The sequence below is a fragment of the Pseudomonas sp. FW507-12TSA genome (assembly GCF_058781435.1).
This window is the reverse complement of record NZ_JBYSWT010000016.1, coordinates 133,900-159,546: the sequence shown is the minus strand read 5'-3', so window position 1 is coordinate 159,546 and position 25,647 is coordinate 133,900. Positions and strand designations below refer to the sequence as shown.

Annotated in this window: 24 protein-coding genes; 9 read left to right on the top strand and 15 right to left on the bottom strand. The window is 61.7% G+C overall.

Features of this window, described 5'->3' with window-relative positions; all coding sequences use genetic code 11:
* The 3 genes from zapE to chrA all read left to right on the top strand — a co-directional run.
* Positions 1-977: cell division protein ZapE (gene zapE / locus AC3WK8_RS17150; protein ID WP_103325345.1), on the top strand; the 977-nt coding region annotated here is incomplete at its 5' end.
* 156 nt (positions 978-1,133) lie between these two features.
* The gene (locus AC3WK8_RS17145; RefSeq protein WP_103325344.1) at positions 1,134-1,625 is read left to right on the top strand and encodes a GNAT family N-acetyltransferase; all 492 of its coding nucleotides are present in this window, start codon (positions 1,134-1,136) and stop codon (positions 1,623-1,625) included.
* The gene (gene chrA / locus AC3WK8_RS17140) at positions 1,625-2,815 is read left to right on the top strand and encodes a chromate efflux transporter (protein WP_103325338.1); all 1,191 of its coding nucleotides are present in this window, start codon (positions 1,625-1,627) and stop codon (positions 2,813-2,815) included. The genes AC3WK8_RS17145 and chrA overlap by 1 nt, the downstream gene beginning before the upstream one ends.
* A gap of 3 nt (positions 2,816-2,818) precedes the next feature.
* Here chrA and AC3WK8_RS17135 read toward each other — a convergent pair whose 3' ends face one another.
* The 5 genes from AC3WK8_RS17135 to AC3WK8_RS17115 form a co-directional block, all read right to left on the bottom strand.
* Positions 2,819-4,243 (bottom strand): heavy metal sensor histidine kinase, encoded by a 1,425-nt coding sequence (locus AC3WK8_RS17135; protein ID WP_103325337.1) that lies wholly within the window; start codon positions 4,241-4,243, stop codon positions 2,819-2,821.
* A complete protein-coding gene (locus AC3WK8_RS17130) occupies positions 4,240-4,914 on the bottom strand; it encodes a heavy metal response regulator transcription factor (RefSeq protein WP_085597539.1) in 675 nt (224 codons plus the stop codon). Before AC3WK8_RS17130 ends, AC3WK8_RS17135 begins: the two co-directional genes overlap by 4 nt.
* A gap of 425 nt (positions 4,915-5,339) precedes the next feature.
* On the bottom strand, positions 5,340-5,579 hold the full coding sequence (locus tag AC3WK8_RS17125) for a DUF2790 domain-containing protein (protein WP_103325336.1): 240 nt from the start codon (positions 5,577-5,579) through the stop codon (positions 5,340-5,342).
* A gap of 248 nt (positions 5,580-5,827) precedes the next feature.
* Positions 5,828-7,570 carry a phosphoethanolamine transferase CptA gene (locus tag AC3WK8_RS17120; protein WP_103325335.1) on the bottom strand — a complete coding sequence of 581 codons (1,743 nt, stop codon included), beginning with the start codon at positions 7,568-7,570 and terminating at the stop codon, positions 5,828-5,830.
* A gap of 238 nt (positions 7,571-7,808) precedes the next feature.
* On the bottom strand, positions 7,809-7,991 hold the full coding sequence (locus tag AC3WK8_RS17115; RefSeq protein ID WP_103325334.1) for a DUF6026 family protein: 183 nt from the start codon (positions 7,989-7,991) through the stop codon (positions 7,809-7,811).
* Positions 7,992-8,454: 463 nt separating this feature from the next.
* Here AC3WK8_RS17115 and gnd point away from each other — a divergent pair, with 463 nt between their 5' ends.
* From gnd to AC3WK8_RS17100, 3 genes are read left to right on the top strand one after another with little or no spacing between them, the layout of a single operon-like run.
* Entirely contained in the window at positions 8,455-9,435 is a 981-nt protein-coding gene (gene gnd / locus AC3WK8_RS17110; protein WP_085597543.1) for a phosphogluconate dehydrogenase (NAD(+)-dependent, decarboxylating), read from the top strand.
* Positions 9,432-10,946, top strand: coding sequence for a glucose-6-phosphate dehydrogenase (zwf, locus tag AC3WK8_RS17105; protein ID WP_103325333.1), 1,515 nt, complete (start codon positions 9,432-9,434; stop codon positions 10,944-10,946). Before gnd ends, zwf begins: the two co-directional genes overlap by 4 nt.
* Complete coding sequence (locus AC3WK8_RS17100; RefSeq protein ID WP_085597545.1) at positions 10,943-11,764, top strand: Cof-type HAD-IIB family hydrolase; 822 nt, start codon at positions 10,943-10,945, stop codon at positions 11,762-11,764. Before zwf ends, AC3WK8_RS17100 begins: the two co-directional genes overlap by 4 nt.
* Positions 11,765-11,803: 39 nt before the next feature.
* Here AC3WK8_RS17100 and nhaB read toward each other — a convergent pair whose 3' ends face one another.
* Positions 11,804-13,306 (bottom strand): sodium/proton antiporter NhaB, encoded by a 1,503-nt coding sequence (gene nhaB / locus AC3WK8_RS17095; RefSeq protein WP_103325332.1) that lies wholly within the window; start codon positions 13,304-13,306, stop codon positions 11,804-11,806.
* Between the two features lie 324 nt (positions 13,307-13,630).
* Here nhaB and AC3WK8_RS17090 point away from each other — a divergent pair, with 324 nt between their 5' ends.
* Together AC3WK8_RS17090 and AC3WK8_RS17085 are read left to right on the top strand one after the other, a co-directional pair.
* Positions 13,631-14,641 carry a poly(ethylene terephthalate) hydrolase family protein gene (locus AC3WK8_RS17090; protein ID WP_103325331.1) on the top strand — a complete coding sequence of 337 codons (1,011 nt, stop codon included), beginning with the start codon at positions 13,631-13,633 and terminating at the stop codon, positions 14,639-14,641.
* A gap of 307 nt (positions 14,642-14,948) precedes the next feature.
* Positions 14,949-17,096, top strand: a complete 2,148-nt coding sequence (locus tag AC3WK8_RS17085) for a phosphocholine-specific phospholipase C (protein WP_103325330.1) — start codon at positions 14,949-14,951, stop codon at positions 17,094-17,096.
* A gap of 205 nt (positions 17,097-17,301) precedes the next feature.
* Here AC3WK8_RS17085 and AC3WK8_RS17080 read toward each other — a convergent pair whose 3' ends face one another.
* Positions 17,302-17,568: a DUF1652 domain-containing protein gene (locus tag AC3WK8_RS17080; protein WP_022638890.1), complete on the bottom strand. Its 267-nt coding sequence runs from the start codon at positions 17,566-17,568 to the stop codon at positions 17,302-17,304.
* A 354-nt stretch (positions 17,569-17,922) separates the two neighbouring features.
* Here AC3WK8_RS17080 and AC3WK8_RS17075 point away from each other — a divergent pair, with 354 nt between their 5' ends.
* Positions 17,923-19,248 carry a sigma-54 dependent transcriptional regulator gene (locus AC3WK8_RS17075; RefSeq protein WP_103325329.1) on the top strand — a complete coding sequence of 442 codons (1,326 nt, stop codon included), beginning with the start codon at positions 17,923-17,925 and terminating at the stop codon, positions 19,246-19,248.
* A 64-nt stretch (positions 19,249-19,312) separates the two neighbouring features.
* On the opposite strand, the gene fapF is transcribed toward AC3WK8_RS17075, so the two are convergent.
* The 8 genes from fapF to pnuC form a co-directional block, all read right to left on the bottom strand.
* Positions 19,313-20,608, bottom strand: coding sequence for a fibril amyloid transporter FapF (gene fapF / locus AC3WK8_RS17070; RefSeq protein WP_103325328.1), 1,296 nt, complete (start codon positions 20,606-20,608; stop codon positions 19,313-19,315).
* 47 nt (positions 20,609-20,655) lie between these two features.
* The gene (gene fapE / locus AC3WK8_RS17065; RefSeq protein WP_103325343.1) at positions 20,656-21,396 is read right to left on the bottom strand and encodes a fibril amyloid subunit FapE; all 741 of its coding nucleotides are present in this window, start codon (positions 21,394-21,396) and stop codon (positions 20,656-20,658) included.
* A gap of 45 nt (positions 21,397-21,441) precedes the next feature.
* Complete coding sequence (fapD, locus tag AC3WK8_RS17060) at positions 21,442-22,122, bottom strand: fibril amyloid maturation endopeptidase FapD (RefSeq protein ID WP_031319909.1); 681 nt, start codon at positions 22,120-22,122, stop codon at positions 21,442-21,444.
* 63 nt (positions 22,123-22,185) lie between these two features.
* Positions 22,186-23,154, bottom strand: a complete 969-nt coding sequence (gene fapC / locus AC3WK8_RS17055) for an amyloid-like fimbrin subunit FapC (RefSeq protein ID WP_031319908.1) — start codon at positions 23,152-23,154, stop codon at positions 22,186-22,188.
* 63 nt (positions 23,155-23,217) lie between these two features.
* Positions 23,218-23,796, bottom strand: coding sequence for a fibril amyloid subunit FapB (fapB, locus tag AC3WK8_RS17050; protein WP_022638884.1), 579 nt, complete (start codon positions 23,794-23,796; stop codon positions 23,218-23,220).
* A gap of 1 nt (position 23,797) precedes the next feature.
* Positions 23,798-24,241, bottom strand: a complete 444-nt coding sequence (fapA, locus tag AC3WK8_RS17045; protein ID WP_022638883.1) for a functional amyloid chaperone FapA — start codon at positions 24,239-24,241, stop codon at positions 23,798-23,800.
* A gap of 312 nt (positions 24,242-24,553) precedes the next feature.
* Positions 24,554-25,078 carry an AAA family ATPase gene (locus tag AC3WK8_RS17040; RefSeq protein WP_085597553.1) on the bottom strand — a complete coding sequence of 175 codons (525 nt, stop codon included), beginning with the start codon at positions 25,076-25,078 and terminating at the stop codon, positions 24,554-24,556.
* A complete protein-coding gene (gene pnuC, locus AC3WK8_RS17035; RefSeq protein WP_103325327.1) occupies positions 25,075-25,638 on the bottom strand; it encodes a nicotinamide riboside transporter PnuC in 564 nt (187 codons plus the stop codon). The genes AC3WK8_RS17040 and pnuC overlap by 4 nt, the downstream gene beginning before the upstream one ends.
* Positions 25,639-25,647: the final 9 nt, after the last annotated feature.

Here is a 25,647-nt window from a genome sequence, read left to right as displayed (position 1 = left end):
GCGTCTACCTCTGGGGGGCGGTGGGGCGCGGCAAGACCTGGCTGATGGACCAGTTCTACCAGAGCTTGAAGGTGCCCGCGCGACGCCAGCACTTCCACCACTTCATGGGCTGGGTACACCAGCGTTCCTTCCAGCTGACCGGTATCGCCGATCCGTTGCAGGCCCTGGCCCGGGAGCTCGCGGACGAGGTACGGGTGTTGTGCTTCGACGAATTGTTCGTCAACGACATCGGTGACGCGATCATCCTCGGCCGCCTGTTCCAGGTGATGTTCGAACAGGGCGTGGTGATGGTCTGCACTTCCAACCAGCCGCCCGAGCAACTTTATGCCGATGGGTTCAATCGCGAGCGTTTCCTGCCGGCCATCGATGCCATCAACCGGCACATGCAGGTGGTGGCGGTCGACGGTGCCCAGGATCATCGCCTGCATCCGGGGATCGGTACCCAGCGTTACTGGGTGACTGCCGAAGGCCAGGCCAGCGTCCTGGGACCCTTGTTCGAGCGCTTGTGTGCCGGGCAGCCGGCAATCGCGGAGCCGGTGCTGCTGGGCTATCGACCGGTGACGGTGGTCCAGGCCGCCGAGGCGGTGGTCTGGTGCCGCTTCGCCGACTTGTGCGAGCAGCCGTTCTCGGCCATGGATTTCATGGCCTTGTGCGACCGCTACCGCGCCATCCTGGTTGGCGAAGTGCCTTGCCTGAGCGCCCGGCAACGCCCGGGGCGCATTGCCCGGGGCACCGAGGATGGTGCCGAGCGGGTGGTGGCGGGAGATCGCGAGTTGCCGCAACTGTCGATCCACGACGATGCGGTCCGGCGTTTCATCGCCCTGGTGGACGAGTGCTACGACCGCAAGGTACCGCTGTACCTGGAGGCGCAAGTGTCGATGGAGCAGCTGTACACCGAGGGTTACCTGGAGTTCGCCTTTCGCCGGACCTTGAGCCGCCTGCAGGAGATGCAATTGCAGCGTTTCGGCCAGCGCTGAAGGGAAGTGCTTCCGAGTGTGGTTCATCCCGGTCATTGACTAGGATCTTTCTGCCATAAGTGGGTGAAAAATCTTCGTTTGGTCAAATCCGCCAGCCTACAATCGGAGCTGCCCGAGCCTTGAGCGCTCGTTCCGACACATTGATCGAGGATGAACATGGACGTTGCCGATGTCGTGGTGTTGCAAGCCAGTTACAGCAACCCGGTGCATGCCGAAGCCATAGGCGTGTTGCTCAGTCATTACGCAGTCGACGTCATGGGCGGTGGCCAGAGCCTCTCGGCGGACCAGCTCCAGCGGTTGCCGGAGGAGCTGGCCAAGCGACCCCAGGCGTTCAGCGTGCTGGCCTTCGCTGGCGGGCAGCCAGTGGGCCTGGTGAACTGTTTCGAAGGTTTCTCCACCTTTGCCTGCCGGCCCCTGGTGAATGTCCACGATGTGGTGGTGCTCGACGGTTTTCGTGGCCAGGGCCTGAGCAAGCGCCTGTTGCAGAAGGTCGAGGACATCGCTCGCCAGCGCGGCTGCTGCAAGATCACCCTGGAGGTGCTGGAAGGCAATGCCAGGGCCCAGGCGGCGTACCGGGCCTGCGGTTTTGCCGATGCGATGCTCGACCCCGTCCATGGCCGCATGCTGTTCTGGAGCAAGGCCTTGTAATGCCGCGCGCCGCCCCCGCGACCCGCCAGCCTGGCACGGATACGCCCTGGAGCATCTTCCTGGTGTTCCTGCGCCTGGGGCTGACGTCCTTCGGCGGGCCGGTGGCGCACCTGGGCTACTTTCGCGAGGAGTTCGTCCAGCGCCGACGCTGGCTGGGGGAGGCGGCCTACGCCGAGCTGGTCGCGCTGTGCCAGTTCTTGCCGGGCCCCGCCAGCAGCCAGGTGGGAATCGCCCTGGGCTTGTCTCGGGCTGGAGTCCCCGGCGCCCTTGGGGCCTGGGCCGGCTTCACCTTGCCCTCGGCGTTGGTCCTGGCCCTGTTGGTCATGGGGCTTGGGACCGGGGTTCCTCCCGGTGCCTTGAAGGGCTTGCAACTGGTGGCGGTGGCCGTGGTGGCCCAAGCCCTCTGGAGCATGGCTTGGAGTCTGTGGCGAGGGCCGTTGCGGTTTGCCATCGGGTTGTTGGCGGCACTCTGGGTGCTGCGCTGGCCGGGGCTGGAGGCACAGTTGCTGGCCATGTCGGTCGCCGCGCTGGCAGGTAGCCTGTTGATCAACACCGCTGGCGTTCCGCTAGTCGAGGCGCCAATGGCGCCGGTCAGTCGGCGAATGGGGGCCTTGTGCCTGGGCCTGGCATTAGTGTTGCTGCTGCTCCTGCCGGGCATGGCATTGCTCTGGCCGAATCGCCTGCTGCAGCTGTTCGATGCTTTCTACCGGGTCGGCGCCCTGGTGTTCGGCGGTGGCCATGTGGTGCTGCCGCTGCTGCAAGCCCAGGTGGTGGAGCCGGGCTGGATCGGCAACTCACTGTTCCTGGCTGGTTATGCCAGTGCCCAGGCGGTGCCGGGGCCGTTGTTCAGCGTGGCCGCCTTTCTCGGCGCGGCCATCGATGGCTGGAGCGGGGCGCTGGTGTGCCTGCTGGCGATCTTCCTCCCGGGCTTGCTGCTGGTGATCGGGGTCGTGCCGTTCTGGCAAGTCCTGCGTCATCGCCAGGCGATCCAGGCCGCCCTGGCCGGGGTCAACGCCGCGGTGGTGGGTTTGCTGGCGGCGGCCCTGTACCAGCCCTTGTGGACGTCCACGGTCCGCGGACCCCTGGAGTTGCTGGCGGTAGCCTTGGTGTTTCTGCTGTTGCGCAGCGGCCGGGTACCGCCCTGGGCCCTGGTGGTGCTGGGAGCGCTGATCGGCGGCTGGGGGCTGTAGCGCCTAGAGGTCGTGTTGCGCGGGATCGAGCTTGGGAAACACCAGGCGGAACTCGGTCTGGCCATCGATGACGCTGCTGACTTCGGCGTGGCCGTCATGCAGGTTCATGATCGAACGCACGATCGCCAATCCCAGGCCAGTGCCGCCTTCGGCGCGGGTACGGCTGCTGTCGATCCGGTAGAAGCGCTCGAACAGATGTGGCAGGTGACAGGCCTCGATGCCCGGACCGGGGTTGCTCACCGTGAGGCTCACCGCCTGCAGCTGTTGTTCGACCCGCAGCTGGATACGGCCCTTGGCCGGGCTGTGGCGAATGGCATTGGACAGCAGGTTGGAAATGGCCCGCTGGATCATCAGCCGATCCCCCAGGACCCAGGCATCGCCGCTCTGTTGCAGTTCCAGTTGCTTGTCCTCGGCGCTCAGGGCGAACAGCTCCATGACTTTGCATGCTTCCACCCGCAGGGAAATCCGCGCGAAGCGAGCCTGGGAAGCCGGTTGGCTGACCTGGGCCAGGAGCAGCATGTCGGCGACCATCCGCGTGACGCGCTCCAGTTCTTCGATGCTGGCCTCCAGCACAGCCTTGTATTCTTCCGGCGGACGCTCCCGGGACAGGGTCACCTGGGCCTTGCCCATCAGGTTGCTGATGGGTGAACGCAGCTCATGGGCCAGGTCATCGGAAAATTGCGACAGGCGCTGCACGCCACCATCCAGGCGTTGCAGCATGACATTGATCCCCTGGCCCAGCTCCGCCAGTTCCCGGGGCAGCCGCTCCAGGTTCAGGCGGTGGGTCAGGTCCTGGGTGCTGACCTTGGCCGCCACCCGGCTGAACTGCTGCAGGGGCAGCAGCCCTCTCTGCACCAGCCACCAGGCACCGATGCCGATCAGGCCCAGCAGCAGTGGCAGGGCAATCACCGTGGAGCGCAGGTAGGCACTGAGCAGCGCCTGGTCGTTACTGCGGTCCAGGCTCAGCACGACTCGCACCTGCTCGCCATTGCGCATGGGCATCGGCTGCGAGGCACTGAGCAACTGGCTGCCGCTGTTGTCGTTCCAGTCCAGGTAGGTGTTGCCCCTGGCTTCCTTGAGGGCACGGGGTAAAGGTTGCTGGCCGCCGCCGACATCCAGCAGCGGTGGCGCCAGCGGATCGCTGGCCAGCACCGACAGGCGCAGGTTGTCGTGGCCCATTACCAGGTCCAGCAGGGAATGGGGGCGGGCCGCCAGGTCGCTGCTCTTGAGGTCGCTGATCAGGCTGTGCTGGATCTGCTCCAGCTTGCTCTGCAGGCTCTTGCGGGCCAGGGTGTCCAGCTCGTGGCTCAGGGACAGGTAGGCCAGGGTGGCCAGCAGCAGGACCAGGGCCGCGCCCATCAGGCTGACGGTCAGGCCCAGGCGCATGGACAGGCTGCCGTTGCCGGGCGATGCAGGAGCAGTGGTCATTGGCGCACTTCCAGCACGTAGCCGACACCGCGCAGGGTATGGATCAGCTTGAGCTCGCTGGCATCGTCGATCTTGGCCCGCAAGCGGCTGATGGAAACTTCCACCACATTGGTATCGCAATCGAAGTTCATGTCCCAGACCAGGGAAATGATTTGCGTGCGGGTCAGAACTTCACCGGAGTGCCGCATCAATACATGCAGCAGGGTGAACTCCTTGGTGGTCAGGTCGATACGGCGTTCGCCGCGATATGCTCGATGGCGTCGCGGGTCAAGTTGCAGGTCGGCAACTTGCAAGACTTCTGGCTGGGCCACCGGTTCACTGCGCCGCATCAAGGTGCGGACCCGGGCCAGCAACTCGGGAAATTGAAATGGCTTGACCAGGTAATCATCGGCGCCAAGATCCAGGCCCCTGACTTTGTCTTCCAGGCGGCCACGGGCGCTCAGCATCATGACTCGCGCCGGATATTGTCGGTGCATATGTTGCAATACTTGCCAACCATCTTTGCCTGGCAGGTTTACATCCAGGATCACCAACTCGTAGGACTGTTGTTCAATCAGGTGCAAGCCATCCACGCCATTGTCGGCGCGGTCAACGATATATCCACTCTCGGTAAGTCCCTGATGCAAGTAGTCGGCGGTTTTCGACTCGTCCTCGATCACCAGAATACGCATGGCCTATTGTCCTCTTTAAATAACCGGATGTTGTTCAATGAAGCGATGGTGAGGCCTGAAGTAACTACAGGGTCAATCGCTAAGGCCAGTTAATTCAACGAATTAGCTGGTTGTCGACGGCCGGTAGAACAATCCGGGCAGGAAGCATGTTGGGGATTGCAGGGCAATGAGCGATCCAGGTGCTGTTGGCTCGTTTGTTGTTTCAATTCTTTTCTTCGATACGGAAGTCTTTGGGGTCAGGGTGGGGATGTTAAGCGAGTACATTCGGGCGATGTGCCACATGACAGCTTTGTAATGGCTCGGTAATTAACTTGAAACATGAATCGCAATCACTGGTAAACCAATAAAAAAGGCGCCCAAAGGGCGCCGAAATATCCAACTCTGGTTGAGGAGCATTTATCCAGAGTGGTTGCACAAAGATTGGGTCAGGCGCCCGGCTGCTGGCTTACTTGTTTTTCTTGTTTGGCATCCGAGGCGGAATATGACGGTGCAGATTGCTGTTTGTCGCTCTTGGCGGTATTGGCGTCCGGGGTTCCGTGAATCTGTTGCTGATTGACGCGGAAGTTCTCGTAGAACTGTTGTACGCGCTCCGAACCGCCTTCGGCGAAGGCTGCGCTGGAGCCGGCGAGAATCAGGCCGCTGAGTACAAGAGTTGAAAGTTTCATGCTGGTTTTCCTGCTTAAGAGTGTTCGGCTACTTGCTTCGTCCCTGTATGGCAAGTGACGGGGGGAAGTTAAACCGAATTCTATTAAGTGAGGGTTAACGCCAGCCTGAGGCGAAAATTACATTTTCGACATGATGTTGCGGTGGTCATCGTGGGCGACCAGGGGGAAGAGGGGGTGTGCGCTCCAGGATGGACGGGCAGGCAAGAAGCAATGGCGCCCCGGGAGCCGTGGGGCTCCCGGGGAGGCGATCATTTTTGCACGACGGTGGTGTCGGCAGGCGCTTTGGGCTGCATCAGGCTGAAGTCGATCAGCGGCCTGCTCTGGCGTTGGTTGGGGTCGCCGATCAGCAATGGCCGTGGCTTGAAGCTGTCGCTGACCAGGCTGCGACTATGGTCCAGCTGATCGAAGCTCAGGCCTGCCAGGTCGGCCCAGGTATGCACCAGCTGCGAGCTCATGAAGGGCCGGCTGAGGTCGGAGGCGAAGTTCCAGTCGTGGTTCTCTCGCCACTTGGGCGAGGCCCAGGCGATGAACGGAATGGTGTACATCGGCGCGGTGGGCTTGCCTTCGTTGCGCCCAAGGGTGTCGTGGCCGGCGGAGTCGAAGACGTCTTCACCGTGATCCGACAGGTACAGCAAGAAACCGTTGGGGTCTGCCTTGGCGTAGTTCTTGATCAGGCTGGAAACCACGAAATCGTTGTACAGCACGGCGTTGTCGTAGCTGTTGTAAGTGGCCACCTGGTCGTCGTGCACGCCGGCTGGTACCCCCTGACGGTCGGTGAACTTGTCGAAGCTCGGTGGGTAGCGGTACTGATAGCTCATGTGGGTGCCCAGCAAGTGCACCACGATGAACTTGCGCGGCGCGCTGTCGGCCAGGGCCTTGGAGAAAGGCTCGAGCACGTCGCCATCATACTGGCGAGCGTTCTGGTTGCGATTGTTGTTCAGGTACACCTGCTCGTCGGCCTGCTCGGAAAAGGTGGTGAGCATGGTGTTGCGCTTGGTCATGGTCTGCTGGTTGGTGATCCAGTAGGTCTTGTAGCCGGCCTGTTTCATCACGCTGACCAGGGACGGGGTCTTGAGGTACAGGTCGGGGTTTTCTTCGTCGGCGAAGGTCAGCACCTGCTGCAGGGCCTCGATGGTATAGGGACGCGGGGTGATGACGTTGTTGAACACCGCCAGCTGGTCCCTGAGCTTGTCCAGCTCCGGGGTGGTCTGGCGCGGATAGCCGTAGAGGCTCATGCGTTGGCGGTTGGTGGATTCGCCGATCACCAGCACCAGGGTCACTGGCTGGTTGGCCATGCTGTCCTTGAGATTGGTCAGGGGAGGGATCTTGCTGACGCTGTCGAGCATGCCTTGCATGCCGTCCAGTTGCTCACGATAGCGGCGGTAGGCGACCACCATCTGCCATGGCACTGCCGGCTCGATGCGGGTCTCGAATTTTTCCAGGCCCTGGGCGAGGGTGTCGGTGCGCGAAATCTGCTTGACCAACGGATAACCGACGATAGCCACCAGGATCGCTACCGCAGCCGCCAGGGCTTGCAGCTTGGGCAGGTATACCGGGCGCAGGCGGGTCCAGAGGAAAAAGGCGAAGGCCGTGTGGGCCAGGAACGCCGGCAGCATCCACCAGGCAAAGTACTGGGTCAGGTATTCACCGGCTTCCGAGGGGTTGGACTCGAACATGATGAATATGACGCTCTGGGAAAACTCCTGCTGGTAGATGAAGAAGTACCCCAGGCTGGCCATGGAACAGGCCCAGAGCACGACTCCGATCACGGCGGCCAGCAGCCGGGTGCGTGCCGGGAACAGCAGCATCGGTGCCAGCCAGATGGCGCTCATCAGGAAGGCTTGGCGAAAACCTGCGAACCCCGAGGTATCGGTCAGCTGGATCAGCAGCTGGGTAATACCCGAGAAATACCAGAAGAACAGGAATAGCCAGAGCAGGCCCATCCAGTCGAAACCCTTCGCAGACGTGTTGCCGCGTTTGAACAATGCCATTCGGCGCTCCCCAGGAAACCGTGATCATCGGGCGCCGGTCCGGCGCCAATGAAGGCCGCTCCATGTAACAAAGCGGCCACAATGGCCGGGAGTATCGATAGGCAAGTGTGAAAAGTTCGTCAGCAGAACGTTGGCATTTCGTGCCTGGGTTCCGGGGCGGGATGCCCGTCAACAAGAGCTGGGGAAGGGGCTGCTGGCAACGAGCGCAACGTTGGGCTGCGCTCGAGAGCGGGAAGATTCAGTTCGTCCGGGCACGAGGCCCGAAGGCTACCGGTTGCAGGTCCTGGTTCTGTAGCAGCAGGCGCATTTGCGCGAGCTCTTTTTGCATCTGATCGCGATCATCTTTGAGCTGCTGCAGTTCGTCACGACGAATGGTGACGTACAGGGTTTGTGCAGGTCGTGCCGGTAGTACTGTGCCCATTGCTTCACCTCGCAAATGGCGGGTCTTGACTATGCTTCGCGATTCCCATTGCTTGCACAAAGCGCTATCACAGGCGGCATGGTTGCAGTGGGTCCGCTCCGCGCTGTCTCGCCTGACGGGGGCAATTTTATTTATTTTTCGGCCCAATGGAACTTTTTTATTTTTGATGGTCGCTGTGCCTTCGCGGCGCTGGGCGTCGTGATCTACCCATGTTTTGCGAAACTTCGCTGCAGGTGCTGCTGACTAAGCTCCCATGGGTCCCGTTCAGGGCGGCGATAGGGCGCTGCCGATCGTGGCCCTGCGACGCCAGGAAGGGCAGCCGGATACGGAAACTCGTCCGCCAAGGCAAAGATTGCGCTGTCTTGAGGCGCCTTGCCTTGTATAGTTGCGCACCTTGAAGTTTCACCTGGCCCGTTGGGCTATATATTTTTGATCTGGATTTTGGCAGTAGGAGCATCAGCACATGCAACTGGGGATTATCGGACTGGGCCGCATGGGCGGCAATATTGCACGGCGCCTGATGCTCAATGGGCACGAGACCGTAGTCTTTGACCGCAACACCGACTTCGTCAGCACCCTGGCCGCCGAAGGCGCCAAGGGCGTCGCCGACCTGCCGGCCCTGGTGGCTGGCCTGCAACAGCCGCGTGCGGTATGGGTCATGCTGCCCGCCGGCGCGCCCACCGAAGAGACCATCGACACCCTGAGCCAGTTGCTGGAGCCGGGCGATGTGATCATCGATGGCGGCAACACCTACTACAAGGATGACATCCGCCGCGCCCGGGACCTGGCACAGAAGGGCCTGAAGTACATCGATGTCGGCACGTCCGGCGGCGTCTGGGGCCTGGAGCGAGGCTATTGCATGATGATCGGTGGCGACGCCGATGAAGTGCTGCGCCTTGACCCGCTGTTCGCCGCCCTGGCTCCGGGCATGGGGTCGATCCCTCGTACCAAGGACCGTGTCGCCAGCGACGACCGCGCCGAGCGCGGTTATATCCACGCTGGTCCCGCCGGTGCCGGGCACTTCGTCAAGATGATCCACAACGGTATCGAGTACGGCATGATGCAGGCCTTCGCCGAAGGCTTCGACATCCTCAAGACCAAGAACTCGGAAAGCCTGCCGCAAGACCAGCGCTTTGACCTGAATGTCGGCGATATCGCCGAAGTCTGGCGGCGCGGCAGTGTGGTCTCGTCCTGGTTGCTGGACCTGACCGCCGACGCCCTGGCCAGCGATCCCAAGCTGGACGGTTTCTCCGGTTCGGTGGCTGACAGCGGTGAAGGCCGTTGGACCATCGAGGCGGCCATGGAGCAGGCGGTGCCGGTTCCGGTGCTGTCCAACTCGCTGTTCTCCCGTTATCGCTCGCGTGGCCAGGGTACTTATGGCGACAAGATCCTCTCGGCCATGCGCTTCGGCTTTGGCGGCCACGTGGAGACCGGGAAGAAATGACCGAGCGAAGGAAGTCCAAGGCATTGCCGGCCCCGGCGACCACGCTGTTCCTGTTCGGTGCCCGTGGCGACCTGGTCAAGCGCCTGCTGATGCCGGCGCTGTACAACCTCAGTCGCGATGGTTTGCTGGACGAGGGGCTGCGGATCGTCGGCGTCGATCACAATGCGGTGAGCGACAGTGAGTTCGTCACCTTGCTGGAAGACTTCCTTCGCGACGAAGTACTCAAGAAACAAGGGCAGGGGACCAGCGTCGATGCCGACGTCTGGGCGCGCCTGACCCGTGGCATCAGCTATGTCCAGGGAGATTTCCTGGACGATGCCACCTATGTCGAGCTGGCGGCGCGAATCGCCGCCAGCGGCACCGGCAACGCAGTGTTCTACCTGGCCACCGCACCGCGCTTCTTCAGTGAGGTGGTGCAGCGCCTGGGCGCCGCGGGACTGCTACAAGAGCAGCCTGGGGCGTTTCGCCGAGTGGTGATCGAGAAACCCTTCGGTTCCGACCTGCAGACCGCAGAGGCCCTCAATGCCTGCCTGCTCAAGGTCATGGGCGAGAAGCAGATCTACCGCATCGACCATTACCTGGGCAAGGAAACCGTACAGAACATCCTGGTCAGCCGTTTCTCCAACAGCCTGTTCGAGGCGTTCTGGAACAATCATTACATAGACCACGTGCAGATCACCGCGGCGGAAACCGTCGGGGTGGAAACCCGTGGCAGCTTTTACGAAAACACCGGCGCCCTGCGGGACATGGTGCCCAACCACCTGTTCCAGTTGCTGGCGATGGTGGCCATGGAGCCGCCGGCGGCCTTTGGTGCCGATGCGGTGCGCGGCGAGAAGGCCAAGGTGGTGGGTGCCATCCGTCCCTGGACGCTGGACGAGGCCCGGGCCAACTCGGTGCGCGGCCAGTACAGTGCCGGCAAGCTGGACGGCAAGAGCCTGGCGGGATACCGCGAGGAAACCAACGTGGCGCCCGACAGCACCACCGAGACCTATGTCGCGCTCAAGGTGATGATCGACAACTGGCGCTGGGTCGGGGTGCCGTTCTACCTGCGTACCGGCAAGCGCATGAGCGTGCGTGACACCGAGATCGTCATCTGCTTCAAGCCGGCGCCTTATGCGCAGTTTCGCGACACCGAGGTGGAGCGCCTGATGCCGACCTACCTGCGGATCCAGATCCAGCCCGACGAAGGTGTGTGGTTCGACCTGCTGGCGAAGAAACCCGGGCCGACCCTGGACATGGCGCGCATCGAGTCCGGGTTCGCCTACAAGGACTTCTTCGAGATGCAGCCGTCCACCGGCTACGAGACGCTGATCTACGACTGCCTGATCGGCGACCAGACGCTCTTCCAGCGTGCGGACAACATCGAGAATGGCTGGCGTGCGGTACAACCATTCCTCGACGCCTGGAAGCAGGACGCGACCCTGCAACAGTATCCGGCCGGCACCGATGGGCCGGATGCGGGTGATCAATTGCTGGTCCGCGATGGCCGGGTCTGGCGTCCCCTGGGATGAGCGGCTCGAACGCCTACCCCATCGACTTTGTGCTGAGCGACATGGATGGCACGCTGTTGCGTCCGGACCACAGTCTCAGCCCGCGAACCCTTGCCGCCGTGCGTGCCCTGCATGACGCCGGTATCGGTTTCAGCCTGGCCAGCGGGCGTCCGCCACGGGCCATGCGGCAGCAACTCGAAGAACTCGGGGTGGAGCTGCCCAGCGCCGGATTCAACGGCGGCAGCATTGTCCATCCCGATGGACGCTACCTGGCTCGCCATCATGTCCCGGTAGCGGCGGTCGTTGCGGCGCTGCTGCTGTTCGCTCCCTATCCCCAGGTCGAGACCTGGGTCTTCGCCGACAACCAGTGGCTGGTGCGCGATCCTGACGGACCCTTGCTGCCGTTGGAGCGGCAGGCCCTGGGTTATGCGCCGCAGGTGGTGGACAGCTTCGAGGAGTACCTGCATTGCGTCGACAAGGTCGTGGCGGCCAGTAGCGACGCTCGCTTGCTGATGGAGCTGGAGGCGCGCCTGCAACAGCAGACTGCGGGGCAGGCCCAGGTCTCGCGGTCGCAACCGCGGTTCCTGGATGTCACCGCCGTGCAGGCGGACAAGGGCCAGGCCTTGGCGACGCTCGCCGAATACCTCGGTGTGCCGCTTGCGCGCACTGCGGCCCTGGGTGATGGCGGCAACGATCCGGCGATGTTCCAGCGCGCCGGGTTGTCGATCGCCATGGGCCAGGCCGAGGAGCAGGTCAAGCGCCTGGCCGATCTGGTCACCGGCACCAACCTGGAAGATGGCGCCGCCCAGGCGATCGAGTGCTATATCCTGCTGCGCTGAGCCTGCAACCGCTGCCAGGGGCCCTGGCAGCGTCATCCTTTATAGCCAGTAGCTGACTGCGTACCAGCCCAGCACGCCCATCACCAGGGTGTAGGGCAGGGCCATCCATACCATGCGGCCATAGGAGAGGCGCACCAGCGGCGCGATGGCCGAGGTCAGCAGGAACAGGAACGCCGCCTGGCCGTTGGGCGTGGCGACGCTGGGCAGGTTGGTGCCGGTGTTGATGGCGATGGCCAGGGTCTCGAAGTGTTCGCGACTCATCTGCCCGTTCAGGAAGGCTTGCTTGACCTCGGTGATGTAGATGGTGGCCACGAATACGTTGTCGCTGATGGCCGACAGCAGGCCATTGGCGATGAACAGCATGCCCGGTTGGCGATCCGCCGGCAGCGCCAGCACCCACTGGATCAGCGGCGTGAACAGCTGTTGCTGGTGGATCACCGCCACCACGGCGAAGAACACCACCAGCAGGGCGGTGAAGGGCATGGCGTCCTTGAAAGCGTTGCCCAGGCGGTGTTCGTCGGTGATACCGGTGAAGGCGGTGATCAGCACGATCACCAACAGGCCGATCAGCCCAACCTCGGCCCCATGCAGCGCGAGGCCGACGATCAGTATCAGGGCCGCCAAGCCTTGCACCAGCAGGGCTGCGCGTTGGCGGACCGTGCGCTGGGCATCGTCCTCGGCGGCGTAGTTGGCCAGGATCTGGCGGACATTGTCCGGCAGCAGGGTGCCGTAGCCGAACCAGCGCAGCTTCTCCAGCAGCACGCAAGTCACCAGCCCCGCCACCAGTACCGGCAGGGATACCGGGGCGACCTGGCGGAAGAAATCAGCGAAATGCCAACCCATCTCATGGCCGATCAGCAGGTTTTGCGGCTCGCCCACCAAGGTGCAGACGCCGCCCAGGGCGGTGCCCACCGCGCCGTGCATCAGCAAGCTGCGCAGGAAGGCGCGAAATTGCTCCAGGTCATCATGGTGCAGCGACGGCAGTTGCCGGTCGTCACCATAGCCGCTGTCCTGGCGCGGGTCGTTGCCCGATGCCACCCGGTGGTACACCGAATAGAAGCCCACCGCGGCGCTGATGATCACTGCGGTGACGGTCAGGGCATCGAGAAAGGCCGAGAGAAAGGCCGACAAGAAGCAGAACAGCAACCCCAGCAGCGCTTTGGAACGCACCCCCAGCAGCAGCCTAGAGAACAGGAACAGCAGCAACTCCTTCATGAAATAGATGCCGGCGACCATGAACATCAACAGCAGGATCACCGGGAAGTTGTGCACCAGTTCGTCGTACAACGCCTGGGGCGTGGCCATGCCCAGCAACATCGCCTGCACCAGCAGCAGCCCACCGGGCATCAGGGGATAACACTTGAGGGCCATGGCCAGGGTGAAGATGAACTCGATCACCAGGCACCAGCCGGCGGCGGCCGGGCTTACCCAGAAGAACAGCAATGGGTTGAGCAGCAGGAACGCGACGATGCTTGCCTTGTACCAGCGGGGTGAGTGGCCGAGAAAATTGTGGGCGAACGCCTGGGCCATTGAACCGGACATTGGCTGCTCCTTGTAGTGAGAAGCGCGCAACTTGCCGCAAGCGAGAAGGAGAATCAAGAAACGATGAAATCTTTTGCCACAATCCTTGGGGCCTGGGTGCTTGTACTGTCCCCGATTGAGGCGGCTGGCAAATAACCATTGACCTGCCATTTTCTCCTGCTCTAGGGTCGCGCCAGGCTGCTGCATAACTAATGCGGCAGTGTTTCACAGGTGTTGCAGTTCCATGTCATCACCTCGAAGTTCATCTGCTCGATATTCAAGGGGGCACGGCCAGGTACCGGTATTCGGCCTTGCAGGGAAAGCAGGCACATAAAGGGAATTATCATGAAGGCAATACGCAAACTTGCAATGAAGCTCTGCGTGGGCGGTGCATTGCTGGCTTCTGTCAGCCTGGCAGGCGCTTCGCAACTGGTTCCGGCGCTGGGGTTGGCCAATGAACAGTTCGCCAAGTCACCCGGCCCCTACAATGTAGCGACCAATGCGGTCCTGAGTGACTGCCGTGGTTTGCTGGGAGTGCTGGCGAAGATCCTGCTGCTGGACAACAGCCTTCAATGCAACCAGTCATTTCCCTACGGGTTCTCCAATCCCATTTCCACCAGCGTCTATTACCCGGCCAATATAAAGAGCCTGGACAAGTTGCCGGTAGTCAACTTCGTCGGTGGCATTCTTTCCAACCAGGGGCAATACACCGAACTGTTGAGGCTGTGGGCCAGCTACGGTTTCATCGTGGTGGTGTCTTCGGACTTCATCAATACCGCGCCGAGCATGCATGTCCTGGGGGCGGTGGAGTTGAGCAAGCTCAACCAGGACCCGACCTCCCCGCTATTTGGCAAGGTCGACCTGGCGCGGACCATAGTGGCCGGGCATTCGGCAGGTGGTGGGGCGTCGATTCTTTCCTCGAGCCTCATGCCCGACACCTTGAAGGCCATTGACCCGCAACTCCAGTACATAGGTTCGCTGCCGATCGAACCCGGGCCCATCGGCCTGGGCTCTACGGTCCGTACGCCAACGCTGGTGCTCACCGGCGCCGCGGATGTGGTGGTACCGGCCTGGGCCTGGCCGCGGCTGTGGCAGGGCGGTTTGATCAAGGCGGTGCCGGGCTGGAGCGCCACTGCCCATAACGCCACGCACTTCAGCCCGGTGCGAAGTCTCAAGGAAAACGAATTCGCCGGTATCACCACCGCCTGGATCCTGTACCTGGCCAAGAACGATCCGGCGGCCAAGGAGTACTTCGTCGGCGAGGACTACAAGCTCGCGCGGGATCCGCAGTTCATTCGCCCGGCCTTCAATCCATTGCGGGTCCAGCGCAACGAGGTGGCTGACGAGCTGCAGTAACCTACGCAGATTGAATATATGAAAGACCCCGGGAGCAAGCATGGATTGCTCCCGATTTTCATGAACTTCAAGCTTGATCAAGGAGTGCCGCTACTGGCACTTTGCAAGCTCGGGAGTTTTATTCATCAAAGATTCTTCCAAGGCCGTTCATATATAAGCTAGTGGGACTTTAGTGCTGGCGAATAAGTCGGCCAATGATTGAAAATTGCACTCATTGCAATATCAGTGTCACTGCATTGTTATTAGAAATGAATACCTTGCAGGCAGCGTTATATGTCGCGTTGCAATCACAAGGACTCATTGACCCATGCCCAATATTTCACGCAGGAAGCTCTTGCAAGCCGCCGCCATCGGCTCGTTCTTTTCATCTTTGCCGCTCTCCATTCGCCAGGCCCTGGCAATACCGGCGAACAACCGCACAGGGACGATCAAGGATGTCGAGCATGTAGTCATCCTGATGCAGGAAAACCGTTCCTTCGACCATTACTTCGGTACTTTCCCTGGCGTACGCGGTTTCAGCGACCGCTTCACCATCCCGTTGTCCGGCCAGCGTGAAGTCTGGGAACAGCAGGGCAAGGGCCGGGTGGTCATGCCCTATCACCTGGACAGTTCCCGAGGCAACGCCCAGCGGGTCAGCGGCACGCCCCATACCTGGAGCGATGCCCACTCGGCCTGGAGCGATGGCCGCATGAACGCCTGGCCGACTTACAAGACCAACACCTCCATGGGCTACTACAGCGAGCAGGAGTTGCCATTCCAGTTCGCCCTGGCCAGTACCTTCACCTTGTGCGATGCCTACCACTGCGCGGTGCATGCCGGCACCAACCCCAACCGGCTGTTCCTCTGGACCGGCACCAACGGGCCGACTGGCGGGCAAGTGGCCGCCGTGGTCAATGAATGGGATGGGCCGGGGCCGGTGAATGTCGGTTACACCTGGAAGACCTATCCCGAACGCCTGGAAGAGCAGGGCGTCAGTTGGAAGGTCTACCAGCATCTGCCGGACAACTTCGGCGACAACCCGCTGGCAGGCTTTCGCCAGTACCGCGCCGCCAGCGTGCAGGTGGGCAACCCGGCCCAACCCCCCAGCGGTTTCAACGCCTTCGTACCCTATACCGACGCGCTCAACGCTGTGGCACCGCTGTACAAGGGCAATGGCAATACCCTTCCGGCCAGCAGTGGCAGCAACCTGGAGGCCATCATCGGCGGCTTTCGCGCCGACGTGCAGGCCGGCAAGTTGCCCCAGGTCAGCTGGATCGTGGCCCCGGCAGCCTATTCCGAGCACCCGGGGCCGTCGAGTCCGGTCCAGGGCGGTTGGTTCACCCAGGAGATCCTGCAGGCCTTGACCAGCAATCCCGAGGTCTGGAGCAAGACCGTGCTGCTGGTGACCTATGACGAAAACGATGGGTTCTTCGATCATGTGCCTTCGCCCTCGGCACCTTCCCAGCGCAAGGACGGCAGTTTCGCCGGCAAGTCGACCCTGGCGTTCGACAGCGAGCTGTTCAAGCATCCGGCTCCGGCAGGTTCGACCCAGCAGCCGCGCCCGGACGGTGGGGTCTACGGACCCGGGCCGCGGGTACCGATGCTGGTGCTCTCGCCCTGGAGCCGGGGTGGCTGGGTCAACTCCCAGGTGTTCGACCACACTTCGGTGCTGCAATTTCTGGAAAAACGCTTCGGCGTCCATGAGCCGAATGTCAGTGCCTGGCGCCGCGCGGTATGCGGTGACTTGACCTCGGCGTTCAACTTCGTCGATCCCAACCACGAGCCGTTGCCTGCGCTGCAAACCACCACTCGCCAGGCTGCCGACAGCCTGCGCCAACGCCAGGAAAAACTGTTGCCGGTGCCGGTACCCTCGACCAGCAAGCAGTTGGTGCCGCAGCAGAAGCGCCTGGTGCGTCCCTCGCGGGCCTTGCCATATCGCTTGCACGTCGATAGCCAGGTCGACCACAAGGCCCGGACCTTATCCCTGAGTCTGCAGAATACCGGGACCCAGGGGGCTGTCCTGCATGTCTACGACGGCCTGCACCTGGGGGATATTCCCCGCCGTTATACGCTGGAGGCCGGCAAGGCGTTGCAGGACAGCTGGACAGTGGTCGAGCGCTACCAGCTCTGGGTTCTGGGCCCTAATGGTTTCCACCGTAGTTTCCACGGGCAGGTGCAACAACGTCAGCCGGAACTATTGGTGACGTCCAGCCAGCACCAGTTGCAACTGACCTTGAGCAACCCGGGTGGGCAGGCGGCGACGGTCAGCATCGATCGTTGCCCTTACACCCAGCAGGGCCCCTGGACGTTGTCGATCCCGGCGGGGGGCGAGGTACGCCAGGTGTTCCCCTGCGAGTTCAGCGGTGGCTGGTATGACCTGACCTTGCACAGTGACGGCGGCTGGTTGCGCAGGGTTGCCGGGCGCCTGGAAACCGGCGAGCACAGCATCAGCGATCCATTGATGGGACGGCCATGAGCGAGGTCCAGGGAAAATAATCGGAGTGGCTGAAAACAGCAGTTCGTGGAGCACTGGAATGGTTTGCACGAGATACTTGCTAGAACAGCCAGGGCAACTAATGCCGCAACAGGGACAGTTGCCGGGAGGGTCAAGCGTAAAGCTTGCTTAGTTGCAGGCTTAAAACAGCGGATCACCCGCTCGGGTGATCCGTTAACAGCATCGCTTACTTGGGCATGGCCCAGGATTGCAGTGCATATCCTTCCTGGCTCAGTTCGGCACGTGCCTGGTTGAGCAGGGTTTCCAGCTGGGCTGGATCGGAGTAGGCGCTGCAGGGGATCTGCGCATGGCCGATACGGGTGCTGGTACGGTCGATGACGGTCAGGCTCAACTCGCCGTTACCGTCCTGTGGAGCCCAGGCCACGCATTGGAAAGGCTTGAATGCGCGGTCGGCGATCAAAAGTGCTTCGTTGATACGGAGCGGGGCGTTCATGGGGTCTTCTCTCTATGTGCCCAATCAAATGATGTGCCGTCGGTTGGGCTTACCGTTCGGCTGGTTATTTGTACTGATGCACCGAGGTAGGGGACGGGTCACACTGAAAAACAAGTTTTTACATCTTTCGTGTGCAAGCCCCGGGGCAGAGCCCTTAGTTGCGGGGGGATTAAAAAATAACTGCGACAATCGGTCGCTCAAGTGGCCATCTCAAGTGGCACTTTAGTTCCTTTGGCAATCAGCGCTATAAGCAATCGATACATCTGTGCGTCAAGTTCTTGCTAATGTTACTGCCAGGTTTGCCAAACCACTGTTTCTAATAACTTTTCCTCACTGTGGCGGCAAGGAACAGTCATGCTCGAAGCTCCTGTGCAGCGTCGCTTGCTGGTGGTCGACCCCTGTGATGATTGCCACCGTTTGTTGCCTGGGTTGCGCACCATCGGCTGGGATGTCGATAGCTGTGACCTGGAGTCCGCCCGCGAGCGCTCCTGCGATGTCGGCCTGCTGCGCCTGCAGTCTTTCCATCTGGAGCGTCCGGAAGCGGTCAAGGACCTGATCAGTCGCAGCGGTACCGAGTGGATTGCGGTGCTGAGCCAGGAGGTCCTGCGCCTGCAAAAGGTCGGGGACTTCGTCTGCGAATGGTTCTTCGATTTCCACACCCTGCCGTTCGATGTGTCCCGGGTCCAGGTGACCCTGGGGCGGGCGTTCGGCATGGCCCGCTTGCGCGGCCAGGGCTCGGTCCATGTGGATCAGCCCGAACACGAGCTGCTGGGTGACAGCCGCACGATTCGCGATCTGCGCAAACTGCTCGGCAAGCTGGCGCCCACTGAATCCCCGGTATTGATCCGCGGGGAGAGCGGTACCGGCAAGGAGTTGGTGGCCCGCACCCTGCATCGCCAGTCCCAGCGCCATGACAAGCCGTTCGTCGCCATCAATTGCGGGGCCATTCCCGAGCACCTGATCCAGTCCGAGCTGTTCGGTCATGAAAAGGGCGCCTTCACCGGAGCCCACCAGCGCAAGGTCGGGCGCATCGAGGCGGCCAATGGCGGGACGTTGTTCCTCGACGAAATCGGTGACCTGCCCCTGGAACTACAAGCCAACCTGCTGCGGTTTTTGCAGGAAAAACACATCGAACGGGTCGGTGGCAGCCAGCCGATTCCGGTGGATGTGCGGGTTTTGGCCGCTACCCACGTAGACCTCGAGCAGGCCATTACCAGCGGGCGGTTTCGTGAGGACCTTTACTACCGGCTCAATGTACTGCAGGTGATCACCGCCCCCTTGCGCGAGCGCCATGGCGACCTGGGCATGCTGGCCAGCCACTTTGCGCATTTCTACAGTCAGGAAACCGGCCGCCGGCCCCGCAGCTTCAGCGAGGACGCCCTCGTGGCCATGGGCAAGCACGACTGGCCGGGCAATGTCCGCGAGTTGGCCAACCGGGTGCGGCGTGGCCTGGTGTTGGCCGAAGGGCGGCAGATCCAGGCCGGCGACCTGGGGCTGCAGGGCTTGTCGACCCAGGATGCGCCCATGGGCACTCTCGAAGACTACAAACACCGTGCCGAACGCCAGGCCCTGTGCGATGTGCTGAACCGCCACAGTGACAACCTCAGTGTGGCGGCCAGGGTCCTGGGGATCTCGCGCCCGACCTTCTACCGTTTGCTGCACAAGCACCAGATCCGCTAGGGCGGAAAAAGCCAAGGCCCCCAGCGATTGGAGAATCGCTGCGGGCCTTGGTTTTTGCGGCGGCTTAGAAGTAGTAGGGGAATTTCAAGCTGAAAGTGAAGTCCGGTGCGTCCTGGGTCATGCCCAGCGACAGGTTGGGCACGATGGTCAGGTGTTCGGTGGCGGCGATGGTCATGCCGACGTTGAAATACGCGGCGTTGGCGTCGCTGGACTGCACCGATTGCCAGTCCTGGTTCTTGTACTTGATCTTGCTCTTGCGCTGGACCTGGTCGGAAACCGAGAAGGCCATGCTCATCTTCTCGTTCAGGGCGAAGGCTACACCGGCGCCGACCTGGAAGCTGTCGCCCAACTTGACCTTCCCGGGGGACTTCTCGACCGGGTTGGGGCTGATGTCGCTGAACGAGTCTTCCATGTTGTAGGTGTAGGACAGGCTGCCGAACAACACCGCGGGGTCGAAGGTCTTGACCAGGGAAATCCCCGGGGTGATGGCCCAGACGCCGTTGCCGGTCGGCAGGCTTTCCGGTACGGCCAGGTTGCTGTTGTCCGAGGTCGGGATGAACTTGATGCCGAAAGGGTCCTTGCCAGTAGGGGCCTTGACCCGCAGGCTGACCACGGCATCGGGCAGGCTTTCGGACTCGTCGAGGAATTTATAGGCGACCCCGACGTTGACATCACCCAGGGTCGGGCTGCGGGTAACGGTATCTTCCGAGATGCGCTGCCCCGAGCCACCACTGGCACCAGCGGACGAATAGGTGGATTCGCGGTAGATCACCGGGGCGTTGATATCGAACTGCCAGCGATTATCCAGGTTGTAGCGGGCGGTCAGGTCCATGGTCCAGGTATCGGATTTGATCCGGTCCAGGTTGATGCTGCCCAGGAAGATCGAATCCAAGGCCAGGAAGCCGTTGAGGGTTAGCTGGCGGGTGTCGTAGCGGGCGTAGGTCAAGCCGGTCTCGAAGCTGAACTTGCCGCCGCCGAAGAAGCCGCTGGCCTCGTCGTAGAGGTTGGTCACACTCTGGGCTGGAGTCGAATCATCCTTGAGCGACTGTCCATAACTGGCACCCCCACCGGCACCGCCGGAGGCTGCAGTGGCCCCGGTACCGGCAACTTGCTGGTTACCCTTGAGATCGGCCGGGGACTTCACCAAGCGTCTGGGTGGTGGCGCAGCGGGCTGGTCCTCCACCTGCCGGACCCGTTGTTCGAGCACTGCCAGGGCTTTCTGCTGCACTTCATAGCGCTGCTTCAACTCCAGGAGTTCCCGTTTCAGGGTCTCTACATCCGATTCAGGCGCTGCTTGCAGCGCCATCGGCAAGAGAGTACTCAAACAAACTGCCGCGCGCAGTGAAACCGATCGATACATGAAATAAACCGTCCCTTGTAAACCCCAGTGGTCGAAAGCAGCGTAGATCAGAATTTCAAGTTGCGTAGTCCGTTTAGCGTAGTCAGGTTGCAGTCCAGCGCGCCGGTGCTCGGGCCGTTGTTTTGTAGGACAACATTGAGTTGCGTGAGGTTGTTCACCAAGTTGCTGTTGCCCAACAACCGAGTGTTCTGCAAGACGTTGCCCTGGGCCACTTGCTGCAGGGTATTGCCTTGGTTGGCGCTGGCCTGGATGGCCATCTGGACGCCGCCGCTGAGCGCCGAGACCGAGACGCTGCCGGCAGCGTTGCTACTGGTGATGGTCTGGCCACTGAGCAGGGCCTGGCCTGGATTGTTGACCTGGACCGGCGCCTGGTTGGCCTCGCTGACGTTGATGCTGACGTTGTTGTAGGCGCTGTTGCCGTCGCCCGCAGCGCGGACCACCTGGGTCACGCCCTGGCCGGTACCCAGGCCCGCACCGCCGATCACATTGCCGGTGCCCTGGGCTGGCGTGCTGCCATTGCCAGCCTGGTTGATGGTAGTGACATAAAACTGTGGCTGGACGGTGGACTGCTGGATCTGCAAGGTGCTGCTGGCGCCGATCAGGTCGCCACTGGCGTTACGCCAAGTGCTGCTCATGACGATGCCGAAACTGATGATCCGCCCGGGCATGACATAACGGCCGCGCAGTTGCGAGAGTTCCTGGTCCTGCACTTCGATGGGCTTGAAACCCGCATGGGCCGGAAGAGCTGCTGCCAGGCAGGCCGCGGCCAGCCAGTATGAAGTCTTCATCTGCTGCTCCCGGAGCATCCTGCCCCTTTCTAGTTGTCTGGGCTTCTAGAAGAAGTCGCTCTGGATGAAACCGAAATCCATCAGCTCCGCATCTTTGACCGGGTAGAAGGCATCGAGCTTGTTTTTCGCGGTCAGTGGAGTCGGTGGGTCGAGCAAAGCGTTGGTCTTGTCATAGCCGGGGCCGATGATGGCGAAGACGATGCCATTCCAGCCCTTGACGAAATCGTCGCGGGTATAGCGCTTGTGGCCCAGGACCGGGTCACCGATGTATACCCAGTCTTTCTGGGTGCGCTGCAACACCACGAAGTGCTTGTAGCCGCGGATCTCCATCAGCACGATCACCGGAATGCTCACGGAGTCGAGCTTGTCGGCCGGGATCCGATAACCGCGGGCGCGCATGCCGATGCTTTCGGCGTAGCGCTTCATATCGAGCATCGAGAAACCCTGGGTCTGGACCAGTTGCTGGTCCGAGGTCGTCAGCATGCCCTTGATCACATGCTCTTCGTCGACATCCAGCCAGTAGGCCTGGCGCAGGATGGTGGCCAGGGAGGCGGCACCGCAGCTGAAATCGGTCTTCTGCTCGACGAGGTCGGCGAACTTGCGTTCGCGTACGCTCTGTACCTTCTTGAAGAGCAAGCCACCATCGGGGAGCCCGGCAAAGGCCATCTGTGCAGCATGTACCGGGCCACAAAGGCTGAGCGCCAGAATGAGGATTGCAGTACGCATGATCGTTTCGCCTGGTGAGACTGTGGAAAAGCCCCGTTTCCGGGGCTTTCGTTACGATCGCGACTACATGCAGGCTTTGCAGCCAGCGGCGATGGACAGCGAGTTGCTTTGTTGGTTGCCCACGCCGGCCGAGACGTTGGCACCGCCGTTGCCGGAGAAGCCGTTCATCGAGTTGGTCATGCTGGCGTTGTTGACCACAGGAGCTTTCCAGCCGTCTTTGGTCAGCACTTGCTGGGTCCAGTAGCCGGCCAGCTCGATGGAGCCTTGCTCCTTGAAGGTGAATTTCTGATCGTCGTTGCCGTGGCCTTTGTTGCCATGGCCATGATCGTCGTCGCCTTCGATCTTGCCGGTGCCGGTGCCTTTGTAGCTGCCGGACGCTACGAAGCCACCACTGAGAGTGTCTTTCTTGTAGGTCTGGACTCCTTTGTTTTCCACGACCAGGTTGGTCGAGGACTGGTTGGCCGAAGTGGCGGCGGTGGCTACACGGCCGCCGGATACGGCGATTGCCAGGTTGTTTTTCTGTTGGTTGAAGTCGCCGGCGGTGACGTTCATGCCCAGGTTGCCCGAGCCGTTGTTGCCGGAGTTGTTGAGCACGGCATTGTTTTGGGTGGAAGAGTTCTTCACATAGTTGTTGTTGTTCAGCTGGGTGGCGCTGGAGACGGCCACAGCGCTACCGAAGATGAAGCGCTCATCGGCGGTGGCCAAAGCGGCGGCATTGTCTTGTTGGTTGCCATCGCCGGCGGCGACGTTGGCGCCCATGTTGCCGTTGGAGCCGTTGAGCGAACCCTCGATCTTGGCGTTGTTGTTGGTGCCCTGGTTTTTCACCACGTTGGTGTTGCTGTCTTGCACATCGATGACTGCGGCACCGGCCCCGGCGGTGATTTGCAGCAGAGTGTTGAGATCCGGACCTTGGTTGTGGTGGCCATTGCCATGACCATGGTGACCGTTGTTGTTCCCACCTGCCTGGGCAGCCATTGCCATGACGGCGGCCAGTGCGAAAACCAGTGGTTTGAGAGCCATTGTTGGTTTCATGGTGTTTCTCCGGTGCTTATTAGTTGGTTAAGTGTTGGTACTTTCCAATCGCACTACGAAGGGTCAGTCTGCGACCCGGATGCTCAGGGTGTTAGCCATCTGGTTCCCCACCCCGGCACTCTGGTTCACCTGGACGACTCCCCGGCTGCCGGTGAAGGCCTGGTCGCTGGTAACGACCTGGCGGCTGCCTTGATGGGTATCAGGTGCTCCTGAGTTTGGTAACAGCGCGACGTTCTGCTGCGAGAGCGCGCTGTCGTCCATGCCCTGCGGATTGGCGCTGATGCTGATCCGCAGGGCATTGGCCATCTGGTTGTTGGCGCCGGACGACTGGTTCACGCCCAGTGCGCCGTTGCCGTTGCTGAAGGAGTTGCCGCCGATGGTGCTGCTGGCGTTGACCGAGCGGTCGGCGGGTGTCGTGATCTTCTGGGTCACGCCGGTGCTGGCACTGGCATTGGTACCGATGGCGATGGCCCGCACGTTGGCCTGTTGTTGCTGGTCGCCAGCGGCCTGGTTGATGTTCAGGTTGCCTTTATAGCCTGCACCGGAGTTGCCGATGATGGCGGTGTCCTGGACCTGGCTGCCGCTGTCGGCCATGGCCGAGGTGCAGCCCAGCAGGGCCAGCAGTATCAGTGAAAGCTTCATCTCACCGGCCTCCGATGTTGTTCAACGGCGCCATGGCAGCGCCCATGGATCGGTTGATCGAATTGGAGATCGAAGCCCCGGAGCCACCGCCATGGCCCGCGCTCATGCCAGGCAGGCCGTTGGGGTTGGTGACGATGTTCATGCCGGACACCCCGTTGCCATTGGGCATCACCGCACCGCGCACCAGTGCGCCGCTGCTGATACCGGCAAAGTCGTTGTCGCTGATTTCGCCATTGGTCATGCCGGTGACGACCCCAGAAGGGTTGGCATTGACGGTGGTGGGGTTGTTGTCCAGGTTGCGGGCGCGGCCGATCGGCGTTGCGTACATCTGGCGCTCGAGGATGATTTCGCCATTGCCTGCCGCCATGGCGGGAAGGTTGGGCACCGCGCTGATGGCGCAACCGATCAGCAACAGGCGGGTGAAACTTTTATGCAGAGTCCCCACGGCGGCATTCCTTCTTCTCAGTGCTGGCCCTAGTCAGCGTTGAGAGGGAGAGAGCAGGAGCCGTGCCGCTTTTTATTTGTTTCGCATAATCAATGATTTGAAGATTCGGCCCGCAGCTGGCGCGCGCAGCTGTTTCAAGTCTGAGACAGGACAGGGGCAGGGCCATTGGCCATAACCGGGCCAATGCTCTGGAATGCGGGTTGCCAAGAGGGTGTATCGCGGGCTTAACAGTTTTGCCTGCAAGCGGTAGCGCCCCCGGAAAATGGCGCTTCACTCAATGCGCGAGTGTTTCAGAAATGGACACTGGCCAGCTCAGGCCAGCAACTGTTGCCGGACCAGCTCGAAGGCCTGGTGGTGGCGCATCGACCAATCGCCGCCGATGATCCTGTAGGTTTGCTGGTGTTGCTCCAGCCAGTGCTGCGTGGCCTGGAAGAACGCCTGGCGCTCTTCTAGTTCCGGTTGGCAGCGCAGGCCGTCGGCGCTCCATGGAACCTGTTCTGGCGACAAGAGCAGATGCAGGTCGTAGTGCCGGGCCAGCAGCTGTTCTTCGAGCCAGGGCGGGCAATCGTCGAACAGTGCTCGGCTCCAGAGGATGTTGCTCAACAGGTGGGTATCGAGGATCAGCAATTCGGGTTGTTGTGCTCGTGCCTGGTCTTCCCAGGCCAGTTGCCCGCGGGCGATCCGGGGAATGTCCGCCAGGCAGGTATCACGGCGCTCCTGCTCCATGAAATGGCGCACGTATTCCCCGACTAGCAGGCCGCCAAAATGGGTTTGCAGCTCGGCCGCCAGCCAACTCTTGCCGCTGGATTCCGGGCCGGTCAGAACCAGTACCTTCATGGCTGTAGCGCCGGGTCGGCGCGCCAGGTCCGCCAGCCCTGGATGGCCAGCAAGGTGAACAGGGCATATAGCGCGGCTGTGAGGTACAGCTGCTTGTAGATGAACAGGCCGACGAAGATCACGTCCACGGCGATCCACAGCGGCCAGCACTGCACGCGTTTCTGTGCCATCCACCATTGCGCCACCAGGCTGAAGGCGGTCAGGGCCGCGTCCAGCCAGGGCTGTGCGGCGTCGGTCCAATGGGCCATGGCCGCCCCTAGCACCAGGCTGCCGACCGCGCCCAGGGCCAGGCCCTGGAGCAGGGCAGGGAACTGTAGCAGGCTGACCGGGCGTCCCTGGTGCTGGTCGCCGCCGCGGGTCCATTGCCACCAGCCATAGAGCTGCAATACGGCGTAGACCACCTGCAGCAGCATGTCGGAATAGAGCTTGACCTCGAAGAAGATCCAGCTGTAGAGCAGCACCATCACCAGGCCGATGGGCCAGCACCAGGGGTTCTGCCTGACTGTCAGCCAGACGGCGATGACGCCGAGCGCAGCGGCAAACAGTTCAAGCCCGGACATGGTGGTTCC